The sequence below is a fragment of the Streptomyces pilosus genome (assembly GCF_014649835.1).
GTDB classification, from domain to species: domain Bacteria; phylum Actinomycetota; class Actinomycetes; order Streptomycetales; family Streptomycetaceae; genus Streptomyces; species Streptomyces pilosus.
The window spans coordinates 119,004-133,910 of sequence record NZ_BMTU01000009.1; the positions used below are offsets into that span (position 1 = coordinate 119,004).

The following is a 14,907-nucleotide window of genomic DNA, read 5'->3' on the forward strand; positions in this document are numbered from 1 at the left end:
CGTGCGCTACCAGCGCAGCAACGCCCCCAGCCCTCCGACCGGCGCGTCGTCCCCCGGCCCCGCCGCATCCACCGCCAGCGCGGGCGCCCCCGTCGCGACCACCGACCGGATCAGCGCGTCGTCCGCCCGCGCCGCCCAGGAGTTCTGCTCACCCAGCACCTTGAGGTCCGTCCGCCGCACCGCCAGCTGGTCCGGATCCTCACCGATCCACACCTCCCGGTGCGCGTCCGGTCCGTCCGTCCGGATCAGCAGCTCGTCGATCCGGTGCTCCCGCGCGGCCTCGACCAGCGCCGGCACGCCCTCCACGGCACCCGCGCGGCCCTCGCCGTCCGGGCCGCGGGCGGCGAGGAACCGCTCCAGCTCCTCGGCGGCACGCGCGTGGACGTGCTCCGCGCGGATCCGTTCGACGTCGCCGTCGAGCAGCCGGCTGCCCGCACCGTGCGACGCCTCGGCCACCCGGCCGTGCAGCCGCTGCGGCAGCCGATCCCGCACGGCCCGCCGCTCACGGTCGTCACCGACGACGATCAGCAGGTCCGCGCCGGTCTCCTCCTGGCAGACGGCGAGCGCGTCGGCGATCTCCGCGGCGTTGTGCTCCCAGGTGTTCTCCACCCGCAGCTGGAAGTGCCGCTCCGACCAGTCGGAGGAGGCGGTCCGGTGCAGCGGCCACTGGCGCCCGGTGACACCGCCCGCGTCGTCCCGGCCCAGCGCACTGCGCAGTTCGAAGTCCGCGCCCCTGCGGTCCACATAGGCGATCACGCACACCGGGTCCTCGCCCGCCAGGTCCAGCAGCGGCGCTACCCGCGGCAACGGGGCCCACTCCGCCCCCTCGCGCCGCGGGGACCGGGCCAGCGGCGGGTCGAGCACCACCTCGCCGTCCCGGGCGAACAGGGCGCGGCCGTGCGGTTCCGCGGAGTGCCCCAGTTCCTCGATCGCGTGCCGCACCGCCCGGCAGGTCGCTTCGTCGGCGCCCTGCCCGGCCAGTTCCCGCGCCATGGCCTGCGCGGTCAGCCGGCGCTCGTCGGGCGTGCTCTCCGTGTGCCGCGAGGTGTCGACGTACACCGAGGCCCAGGGCCCGGGACGTTCGTAGAGTGGATGGAGGAATGCGAGTTCCATGAGTCCCTCCCGTAGCCGTTCGGGGTGGTGCCTGTGCCGCCGGGCGGGTACCCGGAGCCCATGGACGCACACGACGAGCGGGGCACCACGATGACCGGAGTCGAGCCGAACCGCCTGGACGACCAGCAGCTCATGAAGGAGCTGGAGACCATCCACCGCACGCGCCACGACACGCTGCTGTACGGCTCCAACGGCGCGCTGCGTGCCCACAACGAGCGGATGGCGCAACTGGAGGGCGAGTACCTGCGCCGCAATCCGCGCCGCCCGGTGGCCGCGGGCCGCACCCGTGAGGGAGCCCGCGAACGGAACGCCGCGGACACCACGACGCCCACGACCCCGGGCACCTGAGCGCCGGCACCACCTGCAGCCCCGGCGACCGGATGCCCCGCCCCGTGCGACCGGCCGCCCCGAGACGTGCGAACGGGGCCCGCGCGAGCGCGGGCCCCGTCGTGGTGTGCGAGGCGGGCGTCAGGCCGCTTCCGCCCCGAACACCTCCAGATACGTCTCGCAGAACGCCTTCAGGTCGTCCGGCTTGCGGCTGGTGACCAGCTTGTTCGGGCCGTGGTCGCAGACCTTCACCTGCTCGTCCACCCACGTTCCGCCGGCGTTGCCGATGTCCGTCCGCAGGCTCGGCCAGCTCGTCAGCTCGCGGCCCCGAACGACATCGGCCTCCACCAGGGTCCAGGGGGCGTGGCAGATCGCGGCGACCGGACGCCCCTGCTCGAAGAAGTCCTTCACGAACGAGACGGCCTTCTCGTCCATGCGCAGGAGGTCCGGGTTGGCCACCCCGCCCGGCAGCACGAGCCCGCCGAAGGAGTCCGCCGACGCCTCGCCGACGACCTCCTGCACCGGGAAGGTGTCCGCCTTGTCGAGGTGGTTGAACGCCTGGATCTTTCCCTGCTCCGTCGACACGAGCACGGGTTCGTGACCGGCGTCCACGGCGGCCTGCCACGGCTCGGTCAGCTCCACCTGCTCGACGCCCTCGGGTGCGGTCAGGAATGCGATGCGCATGATGGTTCCTACGTCCCTTCGTCAGTCTCCGGCGGCTGTCGTCGCCGCTCTCGTCCGGGCCGCCCGGCCGGTGCGGGCCGGCGCCGGTCCCCCCGAACCGGGGCCCGGGTCAGGCGCTCTCCGTCTCCCGGCTCCGGGTCAGTGCCACCGCCAGCTCCTGGACGCTCTCGTAGCGGTCCCGCTGCGGCAGCCGCTCCAGCGCCTCGATGAGCGTGTCGGGCGCGTGCCGCCGGTCCAGCGCGCGCATCAGCTCGCGCGGACCCGCGGGGAACGACCCGCGGCTCAGGATCCTGGCCAGTTCCAGCCGCACCGACTCCAGTGACGTCGGGCCGCGGCCGGGTGTCACCGGTCCGTACGCGACCTCGGGGTCGTCGTCGGCGAACGGCTCCGGGTCGTTCCACTCCTCGGTCCGGGTGGGATGCCCGGACCTGAGCAGTCCCTGCAGTTCGTGCTTCATCTCGTCGTCACGGTGGACACTGAGCCGGTCACTGCCTCGCTGCATGTCTCCCTCCAGATCCTTCGGGGGTGCGCACCGCGTACCCGGGCAGCCGGGACCGACACAGGGTTCGGACGGTGGATCGGCACGGCCCGGGTTTGCCCGGGGGAGACAGGGAGACCCGGCAGGACACGCCCCCCACGTGCCTCCTGGAAAGGCCAGGCCATGGTGGTGCTCGCCCTGCTCGTCCCCTCCCTCATGCTCGGCGTGGTCCTGATGCTCGGCCGCTACGAGGACATCCTGCTGCCACCCGTGCAGCCACCCGGGGAACCCGTGGAGTCCGGACCCGGACGTTTGGGTCGCTGAAGCGGGGGCACGCGCACGGGAAGTGCTTCGGACAGGAGGCACGCCCGTGGAAGCGGCACCCCGCCGCCCCCGGTGTACCTGTCCACGGTCGGTGCGCCCACCACGGTGACATGCCGAGCACTTCCTAGGGAGTTGCACCGCAGATGCCGATCCGAGCAACCGCGAAGCACCACCCGCACGACGACGCCCCCGACACCGCGGCCGCCTTCCGCAGCCTGGCCGCACTGCCCGACGGAGCGGAGCGCGACGCCCTCCGGGACGCGATCGTCGAGGCGTGGCTGCCCATGGCCGACCGGCTCGCCGGACGGTTCCGCAGCCGCGGCGAGAGCTACGACGACCTGCGCCAGGTGGCCGCGCTGGGCCTGGTGAAGGCCGTCGACCGGTACGACCCCGGACTCGGCAACGCCTTCGAGAGCTATGCCGTCCCGACCATCACCGGCGAGATCAAGCGGCACTTCCGCGACCACATGTGGACGCTGCACGTGCCGCGCCGGGTCCAGGACCTGCGCAACCGGGTCCGCAGCGCCTCCCAGGACCTGTCCCAGACCTCCGGCCGGACACCGACCGTGGCCCAGATCGCCGAGCACTCCGGTCTCAGCGAGGAGGACGTACGCGCCGGTCAGGAGGCGCTGGAGAGCTTCAGCGCGCTCTCCCTGGACGCCGCGCTGCCCGGCAGCGACGACGGCTACTCGCTGGGCGACGCCCTCGGCGCGCCCGACCCGGCGCTGGACACCGTGGTCGACCGCGAGGCCGTCAAGGACCGGCTGGCCGAGCTGCCGGAGCGGGAGCGGGCCATCCTCTACATGCGGTTCTTCGACGACATGACCCAGAGCGGCATCGCCGAGGAGCTGGGCATCTCGCAGATGCACGTCTCCCGGCTGATCAGCCGGAGCTGCGGCCGGGTACGGGATCAGGTCATGAGCGACGCCGGCGGGGAGTGACGCGCCCTTCACCCGCCCGGGTGTGCGCGGTCCCGCCAATGGCGTGCGGCCGCGCGCGGCCCGGCGGCGGGCGGGCTGTGATGGCTGTGGGGCGACCGATCGCCGTGGCCCCGCCCGTCGCTCGAAGGAGCCCGCACCATGCGCCGCACCGCCCGTGCCCTGTCCCTCGCCGCCGTCGCCGGCACCGTCCTCGGCGCGCTCGCACCGGTCGCGGTCGCGGGCACGGTCCCTGGCAGCGGAGCGTCCTCGGCCACCGTCTCGCCCCCGCCCTGTCCGAAGCCCGGCGGTCACGGGTGGGAGGAGCACACGCCCCAGAGCGCCGCCCCGGACGCCGCTCCGCCGGAGGCCCCGGAAGCGGACACCTACGCCGGGCCCGGCGAGGAGGCCCCCGAACCGGAGGCGGTCCTCCCGGACGGCACCGCCCCGGACGCACTCGTGCCGGACGCCGGCCCCGAGGACGCCGCCTCCGAGGACGCCGAGTCCGACGCAGCCGTCTCCGAGGACACGGTCCTCCAGGACGCTCCCTCCGCAGACGCCGACCTCCAGGACGCCGGCATCCCCGCCCCGCCGGGCACCGGTCCGGCCGCCGGACCGCAGGCCGTGGAGCGCGGGGCCGGAGTCCGGGGGCCCGCCGCGCCGGAGACCGCCGGACCCGTGCCGGTGGCACCCCGGCCCCCGGGGTCCGAGCCGGCCCGGCCCGAGCCGGTGCGGCCCGCGCCCACCCCCTCCCGGAGCCCGCACTGCGCCCCCACGCCCTCCGGGCACCCCACACCCCCCGCGCACCAGGGGGTCGACGCCGGCGGAGGCGGCGCGTTCACCGACTCGGTGCCCGCCCTGGCCGCCGGCGGCCTGCTCGTCGCGGGGGCCTTCGGCGCCGCCGCCCACCGCGTGTACCGGGACCGGACCACCCGCCCGGACGCCTGACAGCCGGCCGCCGCGGCGCACCACGCGACCCGGTCCGCACCCGTGGCTCACGGCACCCATGGCGGACGGCACGCGGGGTACTGACTCGCCGAGGGCGGCACGAGCGGGCGCCGGGGCACGGCACCCGGACACCAGGCACTGCGCGGAGGTAGGCATGCGGCGGACGCACCCGGAAGGCCACGGCCCCGTCCGCTTCGGGCCGCCGGACCCCGAGGACGGGCTCCCCGTCCTGCCCGAGCTGTCCGCCGTCCTGGCCGCGGCGGCCTCCCGGGCCGGTGCCGAGCCCGTCGGCGGCGGCCCCGCCCTGCTGGACGCCGCCTGCGGCTACGGCGACCGGCGCGGACTGCCCGCCGCCCCCGACCGGGTGGCGGTCGCACCCGGAGCCCCCGCCCTGCTGGTGGCCCTGACCGCCGCCGTCGGCGGCGACGTCCTGGTGCCCCGGCCCTGCGCCGCCTGGTGGGCGCCCTACGCCCGGCTGCTGGGCAGGAGGGCCTTCTCCGTGCCGACCCCCGCCGAGAGCGGCGGCGTGCCCGACCCGTACGCCCTGCTGGAGACCGTGCGCCGGCTGCGCGCCGAGGGCGGCGACCCGCGCCTGCTGGTGCTGTCCGTCGCCGACGACCCCACCGCCACCGTCGCCCCGCCGGAACTGCTGCACGAGACCGTCGAGGCCGCCGTCGCCGAAGGGCTGCACCTGGTGAGCGACGAGACTTGGCGGGACACCCTGCACGACCCGCACGACACCGTGCTGCTCAGCCCCGCCGAGATGCTGCCCGGCCGGGTCACCGTCGTCACCGACCTGGTCGGTGCCCTGCTCCCGCCCGGCTGGCCCGCCGCGGTGGCCCGCTTCCCGGCCGGCGAGGAGGGCAACGCCCTGCACGCGCGGGTGCTCGACGCGCTCACCGCACTCGACGCGCGGGTCGCCGCCCCCATCGCCGCGGCGGCGGTGTACGCGCTGTCCGAGCCCGAACCGGTCACCACGCGCGTCGCCGACCACGTACGGCTGCACGCGCGCCTGGCCGCCGCCGCGCACCGTGTCGTCGTCGCTGCCGGCGCGGTGTCCCGGCCCCCGCGCTGCGGCCGGCACCTGTACGTCGACCTCACATCGCTGGTGCCCGCGCTCACCGCCCACGGGGTGGGGGACGCGCAGGAACTGGAGGACTTCCTCACCGCCCGGCTCGGCATGCCGGCCCCGGGCGGCCACCGCTTCGGCGACGAGCTCGAGGCGCCTCGCGTACGGCTGTCCACCGCCCCGCTGCTGGGCGGTGCCGCCGAGCTGCGCGCGGAGTGCCTGCGCGCCTCCGACCCGCTGGAACTGCCCCATGTCCGGGACGCGTTGAGCCACCTGGCAGCGGTCTTCGGCGATCTCCGTGACGACGCCCGGCGATGGGAGTCCCCCCGATGACGCAGCAGCCCGAGTCGATCAGGAGAACCACCGCGCCGGCGGCCGCCGGCGAGCCGGAACCCGGCTTCCCGGCCGCCGCGCGGCCGTACCCGCCCCTGGCCGAACCCCGGCCCCTCGCCGAGCGCCGGGTGTGGCCGCGCACCTTCCACGACCGGCTGACCGCCCCGCTGCCCGGCCTCAAGGCCCTCGCCCGCTTCGCCCGCGAGGGCGCCGTACGCCCCACCCCGGACGGTCTCGCCGACATCCCGCGGCTGCCCTGCGAGCCCGGCCCGCTGCCCCGCGCGGACGCCCGCACGATCGCCGTCACCTGGGCGGGACACGCCAGCTGGGTCCTGCGGATCGGCGGGCTGACGGTGCTCACCGACCCGGTCTGGTCCCGGCGCATCCTCGGCACCCCGGCCCGGGTCACCCCGGTCGGTGTCGCCTGGGAGGCGCTGCCCCGCGTGGACGCGGTCGTCATCAGCCACAACCACTACGACCACCTGGACGCCCCCACGCTGCGCCGGCTCCCGCGGGACACCCCGGTGTTCGTACCGGCCGGGCTCGGCCGCTGGTTCCGCCGCCGGCGGTTCACCCGGGTCACCGAGCTCGACTGGTGGGAGGCCGCCGAACTGCACGGCGTCCGCTTCGACTTCGTACCGGCCCACCACTGGTCCAAGCGCACCCTCACCGACACCTGCCGCTCCCTGTGGGGCGGCTGGGTGCTCACCGACCGGGAGGGCCGGCGCGTCCACTTCGCCGGTGACACCGGCTACGGCCACTGGTTCTCCCGCATCGGCCGCCGCTACCCCGGCATCGACCTCACACTGCTGCCCATCGGCGCCTACGACCCCCGCTGGTGGCTGGCCGACGTCCACTGCGACCCGGAGGAGGCCGTCCGGGCCGCCCAGGACCTCGGGGCCCGTCACATGGCCCCCATGCACTGGGGGACGTTCGTCCTGTCCGCGGAACCGGTCCTGGAGCCCCTCGTCCGCGTCCGCGCCGCCTGGAAGCGCGCGGGACTGCCGCGTGAGGCGCTGTGGGACCTGCCGGTGGGCGCGTCGCGCGTGCTGGGGGAGTGAGCCCGGGGCCGGGTCAGCCCGTCGCCGGCCGGCGCAGCCGCCGCCACAGGGCCGGGACCGCGCTGATCAGCAGGGTCAGCACGATCGCCGCGAGGACGCCCTCCCAGGGCTCCGCGAACAGCGACCCGCCAAGAATGCCGATCAGCTGGTACGTCGCCGCCCAGGCCACACAGGCCGGCAGGTTGCCGTGCACGAACCGGCGCATCGGCCACTCGGCGACGAGGCAGGCCAGCATCACCGGCAGCCGTCCGGCCGGCATCAGCCGGGACAGCACCAGCACGGCCACCCCGTGGTCGGCGAGCTTCTGCTGCGCCTGCCGCAGACGGTCCTCCGGGGCCCGCCGGCGGATCGCCTCCAGCCAGCGCGAGCCGTGGTCCGACTTCATCCCGCGCCGCCCCAGCCAGTACAGCGCCATGTCCCCGAGGAACGCGGCCAGCGACGCCGTGACGAGCAGCAGCGCCATCGAGAACGGCGCCGCCCGGTGGAAGGCGACCACGGCCGCCGAACTCACCAGCGCCCCCGTGGGGATCACCGGCACCAGCGCCCCGGCCAGCACCAGCAGGAACAGCGTGGGATAGCCGATCGCCTGCTGCGTGGCCTCGGGTGCTATGACGGCGGGCGCGGCCGCCGACGGCAGATACCCGGCGGGAAGTATCACCGTGCGGCCTCCAGGCGCACGCTCTCCCCGTGCCCGAGCCGGTGCACGGCCACCCCGGGGGCGTGCCGGGCCGCCAGCCGCTCGAACTCGTGGCCCGGCGCGTGGAACTCGTGCGGGCGCACGGCGTCCATCCCGATCGGCCAGTACGTGCCGTAGTGCACCGGCACCGCGCTGGGAGCCCCCAGCAGGGACAGCGCCTCGGCGGCACGCCCCGCGTCCAGGTGCCCCTCACCGAGGTACGGCCCCCAGCCGCCCACCGGCAGCAGCGCCACGTCGACGGGACCCACCTCCTCGGCCATCCCCTCGAACAGGCCGGTGTCCCCGGCGAAGTAGGACCGCGCCTCACCCTCCACGACGTAGCCGAGGGCGGGGGCGCGGTGCGGCCCCACCGGCAGCCGCCGCCCGTCGTGCCGCGCGGGCACCGCCCGGACGGCCAGCCGGCCCACCGTGGTGACCTCGCCGGGCGCCACCTCGCTCACCCGCAGGTGCGTGAGCCGGCGCAGCCCCGGCACCGCCCGGCGTGCGCCCCGGGGCACGAGCAGGCGCGTGCCCGGGGCGAGCAGGGCCAGGGACGGCAGGTGCAGGTGGTCGGCGTGAAGATGGGACACGAGCGCCACGTCCGCGTGCCGGGCCTCGGCGGGCGGCACCGCGCCGCGCCGGCGCCGCAGGTGCGCGAGCCGGCGGGCGAACAGGGGATCGGTGAGCACCCGGGTGTGCGAGTCCTCGACCGTGCAGGTGGCGTGACCCCACCAGGTGACCTCCACCGGCACTTCTTTGCCTCCTTCGCGCGACTCCCCGAAGCCTACGTGCAGGAGTAGGGTCGGCGGCGAAAACCGGAGGTGAGGGGGACGCCATGGAGCCGGTGCGGGTGACGGCGATCGCGAGTCTGACTCCGCTGGAGGAACTGGACACCGATCCGTTCCTGGTGGATTCCCGCGGCCAGCACGCCGTGTGCGCCCGCTGGGCCGCCGAGCGGGGCCATGTCGTGGCCCGGGAACTGCTCGTGCGAGGGCTGCGCCCCGACCACGGCCTGCTGTGGGAGGGGGTGCGGCCCGGCACCGACCTGTTCGTGGCACCCAGCCTGCGGGTACTGGAACGGGCGCTGTCCTCGGTCGAGGAGTTCACCGCCGAGTGCGCGCGGCGCGGGGTGCGCGTGGAGACCGTGGGCGGCGCGGAGCCGTCGTACGACGCGGCGATGAAGGCGCGGGTGCACCGCAGGCTGTCGATGCCGACCGCCGGCTACGACGGCCGCTGAACCGCCGGCGGCCCGCGGCCGGGGACGAAACGCCTGCTCCGGTCGTTGTGACAGGGTGGATATGGGCCGGACCGGCCGGGACGTGAGGTGTGCGGGGCGTGGGTGGCGGGCGTTGGCGACGGGTCGCCAGTCAGATCGGGCGGAGTGTCACCGTGTGGGTGGTCTCCACGCTCACCATGCTGCTGCTCGCCGGGATCCTGCCGGACTTCCGGCTGCGTTCGGCCGACGGCGGCAGCGCCACCGACATCGCGGTCACCGCCGCCCTCGGAGCCGGCGCCTTCGGCCTGCTGTCCGCCCTGGTCTGGCCGCTGCTGGTGCGCCTGCTGCTGCTCGTCCCGGCACTCGTCCTCGGCCTGCTGGTCTTCTTCCTCAACGGCGCCCTGCTCTGGCTGGCCCTGTACGTCAACCCGGTCGAAGGGGGCTCCGCCGCCCCCGAGACGGCGGTCGTGGTCGCCGCGGTCATGTCCGCCGTCGCCTCGGCCACCGGCGCCGGCCTCGCCGTGCGCGACGACGACGCCTACCGCAGCAGGCTCTACCGCCTCGCCGACCGAAGACGCCGCTCGACGCCGCCCTGCCCGGCCACGCCCGGCACCGTCTTCCTGCAACTCGACGGCGTCGGCCACGACGTGCTCCTCGACGCCGTCGACAAGGGCCTGATGCCCACCGTCGCCCGCTGGCTCGGCACCGGCAACGGCGGCGACCACCCCTCGCACCGCCTCACCCGCTGGCGCACCGACTGGTCCAGTCAGACCGGCGCCAGCCAGCTCGGCATCCTGCACGGCAGCAACCACGACGTCCCCGCCTTCCGCTGGTACGAGAAGTCCCGCCGCGAGGTCATGGTCTGCAACCGGCCCACCAGCGCCGCCGAGCTCCAGGCCCGTGCCATCGAGTACTCCGGCCACGCCGGACTCCTCGCCGACGACGGCGCCAGCCGCGGCAACCTGTTCGGCGGCGGCGCCGACGAACAGGCCCTGGTGCTGTCCATAGCCACCCGGCGCCGCGGACCGCAGGCCCGCTCCCGCGCGGGGTACTTCGCCTACTTCTCCGACCCCGCCAACGCGGTGCGCACCGCGCTGTCCTTCGTCGCCGAAGTGGGCCGGGAGATCGGCCAGTCCACCCGCGCCCGGCTGCGCAAGCAGCGCCCGCGCGTCTCGCGCGGCGGCCTCTACCCGTTCGTGCGGGCCTTCGCGACCGTCGTCGAACGGGACGTGGTGGTCGCCGCCGTGACGGGCGACGTGCTGGCCGGCCGCAGCTCGGTCTACGCCGACCTGGTGGCCTACGACGAGGTCGCCCACCACTCCGGGCCGGTGAGCCGGGACACCGAGAAGGTCCTCCAGCGCCTCGACCGCTCCCTCGCCCTGATCGAGAACGTCGCCGAGCACGCGCCCCGCCCGTACCGCATCGTCGTCCTCTCCGACCACGGTCAGAGCCCCGGCGAGACCTTCCGCCACCGCTACGGCCTCACCCTGGGCGACCTGGTGCGGGCCGGCTGCGGACTGCCCGTGCCGCGCCGCGCCCGGCGCACCCACAGCGGCGCCGAGGCCCGCGCCACCGTCCGGGCGGCACTGCGCCGGCCCGTCGAGGAGGGCGCCGAGCACTACCGCCCCTCCCGCGGTTCGGAACCGATCGTGCTCGCCTCCGGCAACCTGGGGCTGGTCTCCTTCCCGGACGTGCCCCACCGGATGACCAAGGAGGAGATCGACGCCCGTCACCCCGCGCTGCTGCCGACCCTCGCCAACCACCCCGGCATCGGCTTCCTCCTCGTCCGCAGCGAACGCCACGGCGGGGTCGTGCTGGGCGCGTACGGCGCGGAGATCCCGCTGGACGAGCTGGACGACGACCCCGGGCCGCTGGCCGCCTTCGGCCCCGGCGCGGCCGACGCGGTGCGCCGCACCCACACCTTCCCGCACACCGCCGACATCATGGTCAACTCCTTCCACGACCCCGCGGACGGCGAGGTGCTCGCCTTCGAGGAGCAGATCGGCTCCCACGGCGGGCTCGGCGGCGCGCAGGCGCGCCCCTTCCTGCTGTCCCCGCTCACCCTGTCGCCGCCCGTCCCCGAGGGCACCGAACTCGCCGGGGCCGAGCAGGTCCACCGGGTGCTGCGACGCTGGCTCACGGAGTCGGACGAGGCGGAGCTGCCCGAGGCACCGCCCCGGGAACGCGCCGCCTGAGCGGCCCGGAAAAGGCGTTGCCCCGTGCGCGCCGGGCACAGTTGACTGGTCCCGGCGCCCCCGCGTGATCCGTGCCCGCCCCGGCCGCGGGCGATCCGAGCGCCCCCGCGTCCTCCCCCGATTGCCAGGAGCCCCTGCGTGCAGGCAGCCGTCACCGTCACTCCCGCCCGTGTCCCGGAACTGCTGCTCGGTCTGGCGACCGTGCGGCCGGTGTTCCTGTGGGGCGCGCCCGGCATCGGGAAGTCCTCCCTGGTCAGGGAGTTCGCCGAGAGCCTGGGACTGGAGTGCGTGAGCCTGCTGGGGACGCAGCTCGCCCCGGAGGACCTGATCGGTGTGCCGCAGATCCGCGACGGCCGCTCGGTGTTCTGCCCGCCGCAGGCCATCGCCCGCGACGAGCCCTACTGCCTGTTCCTGGACGAGCTCAACGCGGCCACCCCGGACGTGCAGAAGGCGTTCTACTCGCTGATCCTGGACCGCCGGATCGGCGACTACGAGCTGCCCAAGGGCTCCATCGTGATCGGCGCCGGCAACCGCGCCACCGACAACGCGCTGGCCCGCCCCATCGCCTCCGCGCTCGTCAACCGGCTCACCCACGTCCACCTCGAGGTGTCCGCCCGGGACTGGCTGGTCTGGGCGGGGAACAACGGCATCCACCCCTGGATCACCGATCACCTCGCCGACCGCCCCGACCACCTGTGGTCCAAGCCCCCGAAGACCGAGGAGCCGTTCTCCACGCCCCGCTCCTGGCACATGCTCTCCGACGCGCTGCACTCCTTCGGCCGCGACCTCGACGAGGACACCCTGAAGGTCCTGGCCCACGGCACGCTCACCCCCGCGCACGCCACCGCCTTCTGCGGCTACGTCAAGATCGTGCGCAGCCGCTTCGGGATCGAAGCCGTCATCAAGGGCGAGGCCCGCTGGCCGCACCGCCTCGAGGACCGCGACCTGCTCTACTACCTCGCCGAGTCCTTCCGCGGACGCCTGGTCAAGGAACTCCCGGCGAGCAAGGAGCACATGTCGGCGAACGGCCGGCAGACCGCGTACCGCGCCAAGGCGCTGCTGGTGCAGCTCGCCGAGATCTCCGTCGAGGTCGCCCAGACCGTCATCGCCTCCGACCACGACGGCAACCCGGTCCTGCCGGCCTGGTTCCTCGTCGAGGCGGCCCGCGACATGCCGCGGCTGGTGGAGGCGCGCCGGTGAGCGGCGCCCGCGCGAAGGGGCCGAAGAAGCGGGACCTCGCGCTGGAGGCGTTCGAGGCGGGACTCGGACTGGTGCGGACCAACCCCGCGCTGAACGCCGTCGAGTTCGACGTCTGCCGCCGGGAGGACTGCGAGCTGGCGCCCCGCGACGGGCTGGTCCGCGTGGACTCCGAGGCCGTGCTGCACGCCCACCCGGACCGCATGGCCGACCCGGGCGCGTGGGCGTGGGCCCTCGCGCACGCCGTCCTCCACCTCGGCTTCGGCCACGTCCCGGCCGCCCGGGGCAGCCGCGAACAGCCCGACCGTAGCGAGCTCGCCGCCCGCTGCGTCGTCGTCAACCGCTTCCTGCTCGGCTTCCCCGTCGGCAGGACCCCCGACCACCTGCCCGCCTCCTACCCCGACGGCGACGAGGAGCGGCTCGCCGCGCGCTGGCGCCGCGACGGCGTCCCGGCCGTGTACGAGCGGTGCGGCACGGCCGGCGGCGAGGCCGACCTGTTCCTCCAGGAGTGGCACAGCTACTACGGGCAGCCGCCGGACCACCAGCTGGCGTTCGCCACCGCCCTCACCCGCACCGTGTCCGCCGCGATGGACATGGCGGGCGGCCGCCGCGACAGCCTGGACGGCAAGCCGGCCCCACGGCACCCCTGGGAGCGGGCGCTCGGCTGGTTCGTCTCCTCCTACCCGCTGCTCGGCGGCATCGCCTCCGGCATCACCCTCGTCGCCGACGCCGAACTGGCCCGCGCCCACGGCATCTCCGTCGCGGCCGTCGACGCCGCGGCCGGCGAGATCTACGTCAACCCGCTGCGGCGCTTCGAGGAGGAGGAGTGGCGGTTCGTCCTCGCCCACGAGATGCTGCACGCCGCGCTGCGCCACGGCGACCGCCTCGGCGGACGCGACCCGTTCCTGTTCAACGTGGCCTGCGACTTCGTCGTCAACGGCTGGCTGGCGGAGATGCGGGTCGGCACCATGCCGGAGGGCCTGCTGTACGACAAGGACCTCGCCGGGCTGTCCGCCGAGGAGGTCTACGACCGCGTCGCGGGCGACCCGCGCCGCGTCCGGCGCTTCGCCACCCCGCGCGGCAGAGGGGTCGGCGACATCCTCGGCGAGCCCCTCGGCCCGCCCCGCGACCTCGCCGACCTCGACGGCTTCTACCGGCGCGGCCTCGCCCAGGGCCTGGACCTGCACGACCGGCAGGAGCGCGGCTTCCTGCCCGCCGGCCTGGTCCAGGAGATCCGGGCGCTCAGTCACCCCCCGGTGCCCTGGGACGCCCGGCTCGCCCGCTGGTTCGACGAGTTCGTGCCGAGGCCCGAACCGCTCCGGTCGTACGCCCGTCCCTCCCGCCGTCAGGCGTCCACCCCCGACATTCCCCGCGCGGGCCGGTACTTCCCGCCCGAGGAGGTCGCCCGCTGCACCTTCGGCGTCGTCCTGGACACCTCCGGGTCCATGGACCGCGTCCTGCTCGGCAAGGCGCTCGGCGCCATCGCCTCCTACGCCGAGGCCCGCGACGTGCCGGCCGCCCGCGTGGTGTTCTGCGACGCGGCGCCGCACGACGCGGGATACCTCCCGGTCACCGAGATCGCCGGACGGGTGCGGGTGCGCGGCCGGGGCGGCACCGTCCTCCAGCCCGGCATCGACTTCCTCCAGCGCGCCGACGACTTCCCCGCCACCGCGCCCGTCCTGGTGATCACCGACGGCTGGTGCGACGACGTGCTGCGCGTCCGGCGCGAGCACGCGTACCTGATCCCGCAGGGCGCGCGGCTGCCGTTCACCGCGAGGGGGCCCGTCTTCCGGGTGAGTTGAGCCGTGATGTGATCGGATGGGGGAGGGCGCCCGGTGATCCGGGCACCCGGACCGAGCACCCCCGGACACACGGCCGGACTTTTTCGAAAGGATGCGTCATGGCAGCCACGCGCTCCGCACACACCGTTTGGGAAGGCAGTCTCTTCAAGGGCAGCGGGGTCGTCGCCTTCGACTCCTCCGGCGCCATCGCCGAGCAGCCGGTCACCTGGGCGTCGCGTGCCGAGGAGGCGAACGGCAGGACCAGCCCGGAGGAGCTGATCGCCGCAGCGCACTCCAGCTGCTTCTCCATGGCCCTGTCCAACGGACTCGACAAGGCGGGCACCCCGCCGACCAGGCTGACCACCTCCGCCGACGTCACCTTCGTGCCCGGCGAGGGCATCACCGGCATCCACCTCACCGTCGAGGGCACCGTCCCCGGCCTGGACGAGTCCGGTTTCGTCGCCGCGGCCGAGGACGCCAAGGTGAACTGCCCGGTCAGCCAGGCACTGAAGGGCACGAACATCACCCTGACGGCGAAGCTCGCCTGATCCGCTCGCCGCGCCGGGCGACCGCGGGCCGCCCCGTCCG

16 protein-coding genes are annotated in these 14,907 nt (G+C 75.2%); 11 read left to right on the plus strand and 5 right to left on the minus strand.

Features of this window, described 5'->3' with window-relative positions; translation table 11 throughout:
• Window positions 1–6: 6 nt before the first annotated feature.
• Entirely contained in the window at window positions 7–1,113 is a 1,107-nt protein-coding gene (locus tag IE118_RS22310; protein ID WP_189559768.1) for a baeRF2 domain-containing protein, read from the minus strand.
• A gap of 60 nt (window positions 1,114–1,173) precedes the next feature.
• Between IE118_RS22310 and IE118_RS22315 the strand changes: the two genes are divergently transcribed.
• Entirely contained in the window at window positions 1,174–1,461 is a 288-nt protein-coding gene (locus IE118_RS22315; RefSeq protein WP_189559769.1) for a DUF6158 family protein, read from the plus strand.
• Between the two features lie 120 nt (window positions 1,462–1,581).
• Here the strand turns inward: IE118_RS22315 and IE118_RS22320 are convergent, their stop codons facing one another.
• Both IE118_RS22320 and IE118_RS22325 read right to left on the minus strand, forming a co-directional pair.
• Window positions 1,582–2,124, minus strand: coding sequence for a type 1 glutamine amidotransferase domain-containing protein (locus IE118_RS22320; protein WP_189559770.1), 543 nt, complete (start codon window positions 2,122–2,124; stop codon window positions 1,582–1,584).
• 109 nt (window positions 2,125–2,233) lie between these two features.
• Window positions 2,234–2,626 (minus strand): DUF2795 domain-containing protein, encoded by a 393-nt coding sequence (locus IE118_RS22325; protein ID WP_189559771.1) that lies wholly within the window; start codon window positions 2,624–2,626, stop codon window positions 2,234–2,236.
• A 159-nt stretch (window positions 2,627–2,785) separates the two neighbouring features.
• On the opposite strand from IE118_RS22325, the gene IE118_RS22330 reads away from it, so the two are divergent.
• From IE118_RS22330 to IE118_RS22350, 5 genes are all read left to right on the plus strand, one after another.
• On the plus strand, window positions 2,786–2,926 hold the full coding sequence (locus tag IE118_RS22330) for a hypothetical protein (protein WP_189559772.1): 141 nt from the start codon (window positions 2,786–2,788) through the stop codon (window positions 2,924–2,926).
• Between the two features lie 143 nt (window positions 2,927–3,069).
• Window positions 3,070–3,867 (plus strand): RNA polymerase sigma factor SigF, encoded by a 798-nt coding sequence (locus tag IE118_RS22335; protein WP_189559773.1) that lies wholly within the window; start codon window positions 3,070–3,072, stop codon window positions 3,865–3,867.
• 138 nt (window positions 3,868–4,005) lie between these two features.
• Window positions 4,006–4,791 carry a hypothetical protein gene (locus IE118_RS22340; protein ID WP_189559774.1) on the plus strand — a complete coding sequence of 262 codons (786 nt, stop codon included), beginning with the start codon at window positions 4,006–4,008 and terminating at the stop codon, window positions 4,789–4,791.
• Between the two features lie 154 nt (window positions 4,792–4,945).
• The gene (locus tag IE118_RS22345) at window positions 4,946–6,193 is read left to right on the plus strand and encodes an aminotransferase class I/II-fold pyridoxal phosphate-dependent enzyme (RefSeq protein WP_189559775.1); all 1,248 of its coding nucleotides are present in this window, start codon (window positions 4,946–4,948) and stop codon (window positions 6,191–6,193) included.
• Window positions 6,190–7,254, plus strand: coding sequence for an MBL fold metallo-hydrolase (locus IE118_RS22350; protein ID WP_189559776.1), 1,065 nt, complete (start codon window positions 6,190–6,192; stop codon window positions 7,252–7,254). The genes IE118_RS22345 and IE118_RS22350 overlap by 4 nt, the downstream gene beginning before the upstream one ends.
• Window positions 7,255–7,267: 13 nt before the next feature.
• Here IE118_RS22350 and IE118_RS22355 read toward each other — a convergent pair whose 3' ends face one another.
• Window positions 7,268–7,912, minus strand: a complete 645-nt coding sequence (locus tag IE118_RS22355) for a DedA family protein (RefSeq protein ID WP_229846894.1) — start codon at window positions 7,910–7,912, stop codon at window positions 7,268–7,270.
• Window positions 7,909–8,682 carry an MBL fold metallo-hydrolase gene (locus IE118_RS22360; protein WP_189559777.1) on the minus strand — a complete coding sequence of 258 codons (774 nt, stop codon included), beginning with the start codon at window positions 8,680–8,682 and terminating at the stop codon, window positions 7,909–7,911. The genes IE118_RS22355 and IE118_RS22360 overlap by 4 nt, the downstream gene beginning before the upstream one ends.
• 83 nt (window positions 8,683–8,765) lie before the next feature.
• Between IE118_RS22360 and IE118_RS22365 the strand changes: the two genes are divergently transcribed.
• The 5 genes from IE118_RS22365 to IE118_RS22385 all read left to right on the plus strand — a co-directional run bounded on the left by IE118_RS22365 (window position 8,766) and on the right by IE118_RS22385 (window position 14,867).
• The gene (locus IE118_RS22365; protein WP_189559778.1) at window positions 8,766–9,167 is read left to right on the plus strand and encodes a hypothetical protein; all 402 of its coding nucleotides are present in this window, start codon (window positions 8,766–8,768) and stop codon (window positions 9,165–9,167) included.
• 89 nt (window positions 9,168–9,256) lie between these two features.
• A complete protein-coding gene (locus IE118_RS22370) occupies window positions 9,257–11,341 on the plus strand; it encodes a phage holin family protein (RefSeq protein WP_189559779.1) in 2,085 nt (694 codons plus the stop codon).
• Window positions 11,342–11,479: 138 nt separating this feature from the next.
• A complete protein-coding gene (locus IE118_RS22375) occupies window positions 11,480–12,541 on the plus strand; it encodes an ATP-binding protein (protein WP_189559780.1) in 1,062 nt (353 codons plus the stop codon).
• A complete protein-coding gene (locus IE118_RS22380; RefSeq protein WP_189559781.1) occupies window positions 12,538–14,340 on the plus strand; it encodes a vWA domain-containing protein in 1,803 nt (600 codons plus the stop codon). Before IE118_RS22375 ends, IE118_RS22380 begins: the two co-directional genes overlap by 4 nt.
• Before the next feature lie 98 nt (window positions 14,341–14,438).
• Window positions 14,439–14,867, plus strand: coding sequence for an OsmC family protein (locus IE118_RS22385; protein ID WP_189559782.1), 429 nt, complete (start codon window positions 14,439–14,441; stop codon window positions 14,865–14,867).
• Window positions 14,868–14,907 lie beyond the last annotated feature (40 nt).

What these genes read in the sequence shown, in the direction of transcription:
- IE118_RS22325 (WP_189559771.1), bottom strand. Translation starts at nt 2,626, where the DNA reads ATGCAGCGAGGCAGTGACCGGCTCAGTGTCCACCGTGACGACGAGATG.
- IE118_RS22315 (WP_189559769.1), top strand. Translation starts at nt 1,174, where the DNA reads ATGGACGCACACGACGAGCGGGGCACCACGATGACCGGAGTCGAGCCG.
- IE118_RS22385 (WP_189559782.1), top strand. Translation starts at nt 14,439, where the DNA reads ATGGCAGCCACGCGCTCCGCACACACCGTTTGGGAAGGCAGTCTCTTC.
- IE118_RS22345 (WP_189559775.1), top strand. Translation starts at nt 4,946, where the DNA reads ATGCGGCGGACGCACCCGGAAGGCCACGGCCCCGTCCGCTTCGGGCCG.
- IE118_RS22340 (WP_189559774.1), top strand. Translation starts at nt 4,006, where the DNA reads ATGCGCCGCACCGCCCGTGCCCTGTCCCTCGCCGCCGTCGCCGGCACC.
- IE118_RS22365 (WP_189559778.1), top strand. Translation starts at nt 8,766, where the DNA reads ATGGAGCCGGTGCGGGTGACGGCGATCGCGAGTCTGACTCCGCTGGAG.
- IE118_RS22320 (WP_189559770.1), bottom strand. Translation starts at nt 2,124, where the DNA reads ATGCGCATCGCATTCCTGACCGCACCCGAGGGCGTCGAGCAGGTGGAG.
- IE118_RS22330 (WP_189559772.1), top strand. Translation starts at nt 2,786, where the DNA reads ATGGTGGTGCTCGCCCTGCTCGTCCCCTCCCTCATGCTCGGCGTGGTC.
- IE118_RS22310 (WP_189559768.1), bottom strand. Translation starts at nt 1,113, where the DNA reads ATGGAACTCGCATTCCTCCATCCACTCTACGAACGTCCCGGGCCCTGG.
- IE118_RS22335 (WP_189559773.1), top strand. Translation starts at nt 3,070, where the DNA reads ATGCCGATCCGAGCAACCGCGAAGCACCACCCGCACGACGACGCCCCC.
- IE118_RS22350 (WP_189559776.1), top strand. Translation starts at nt 6,190, where the DNA reads ATGACGCAGCAGCCCGAGTCGATCAGGAGAACCACCGCGCCGGCGGCC.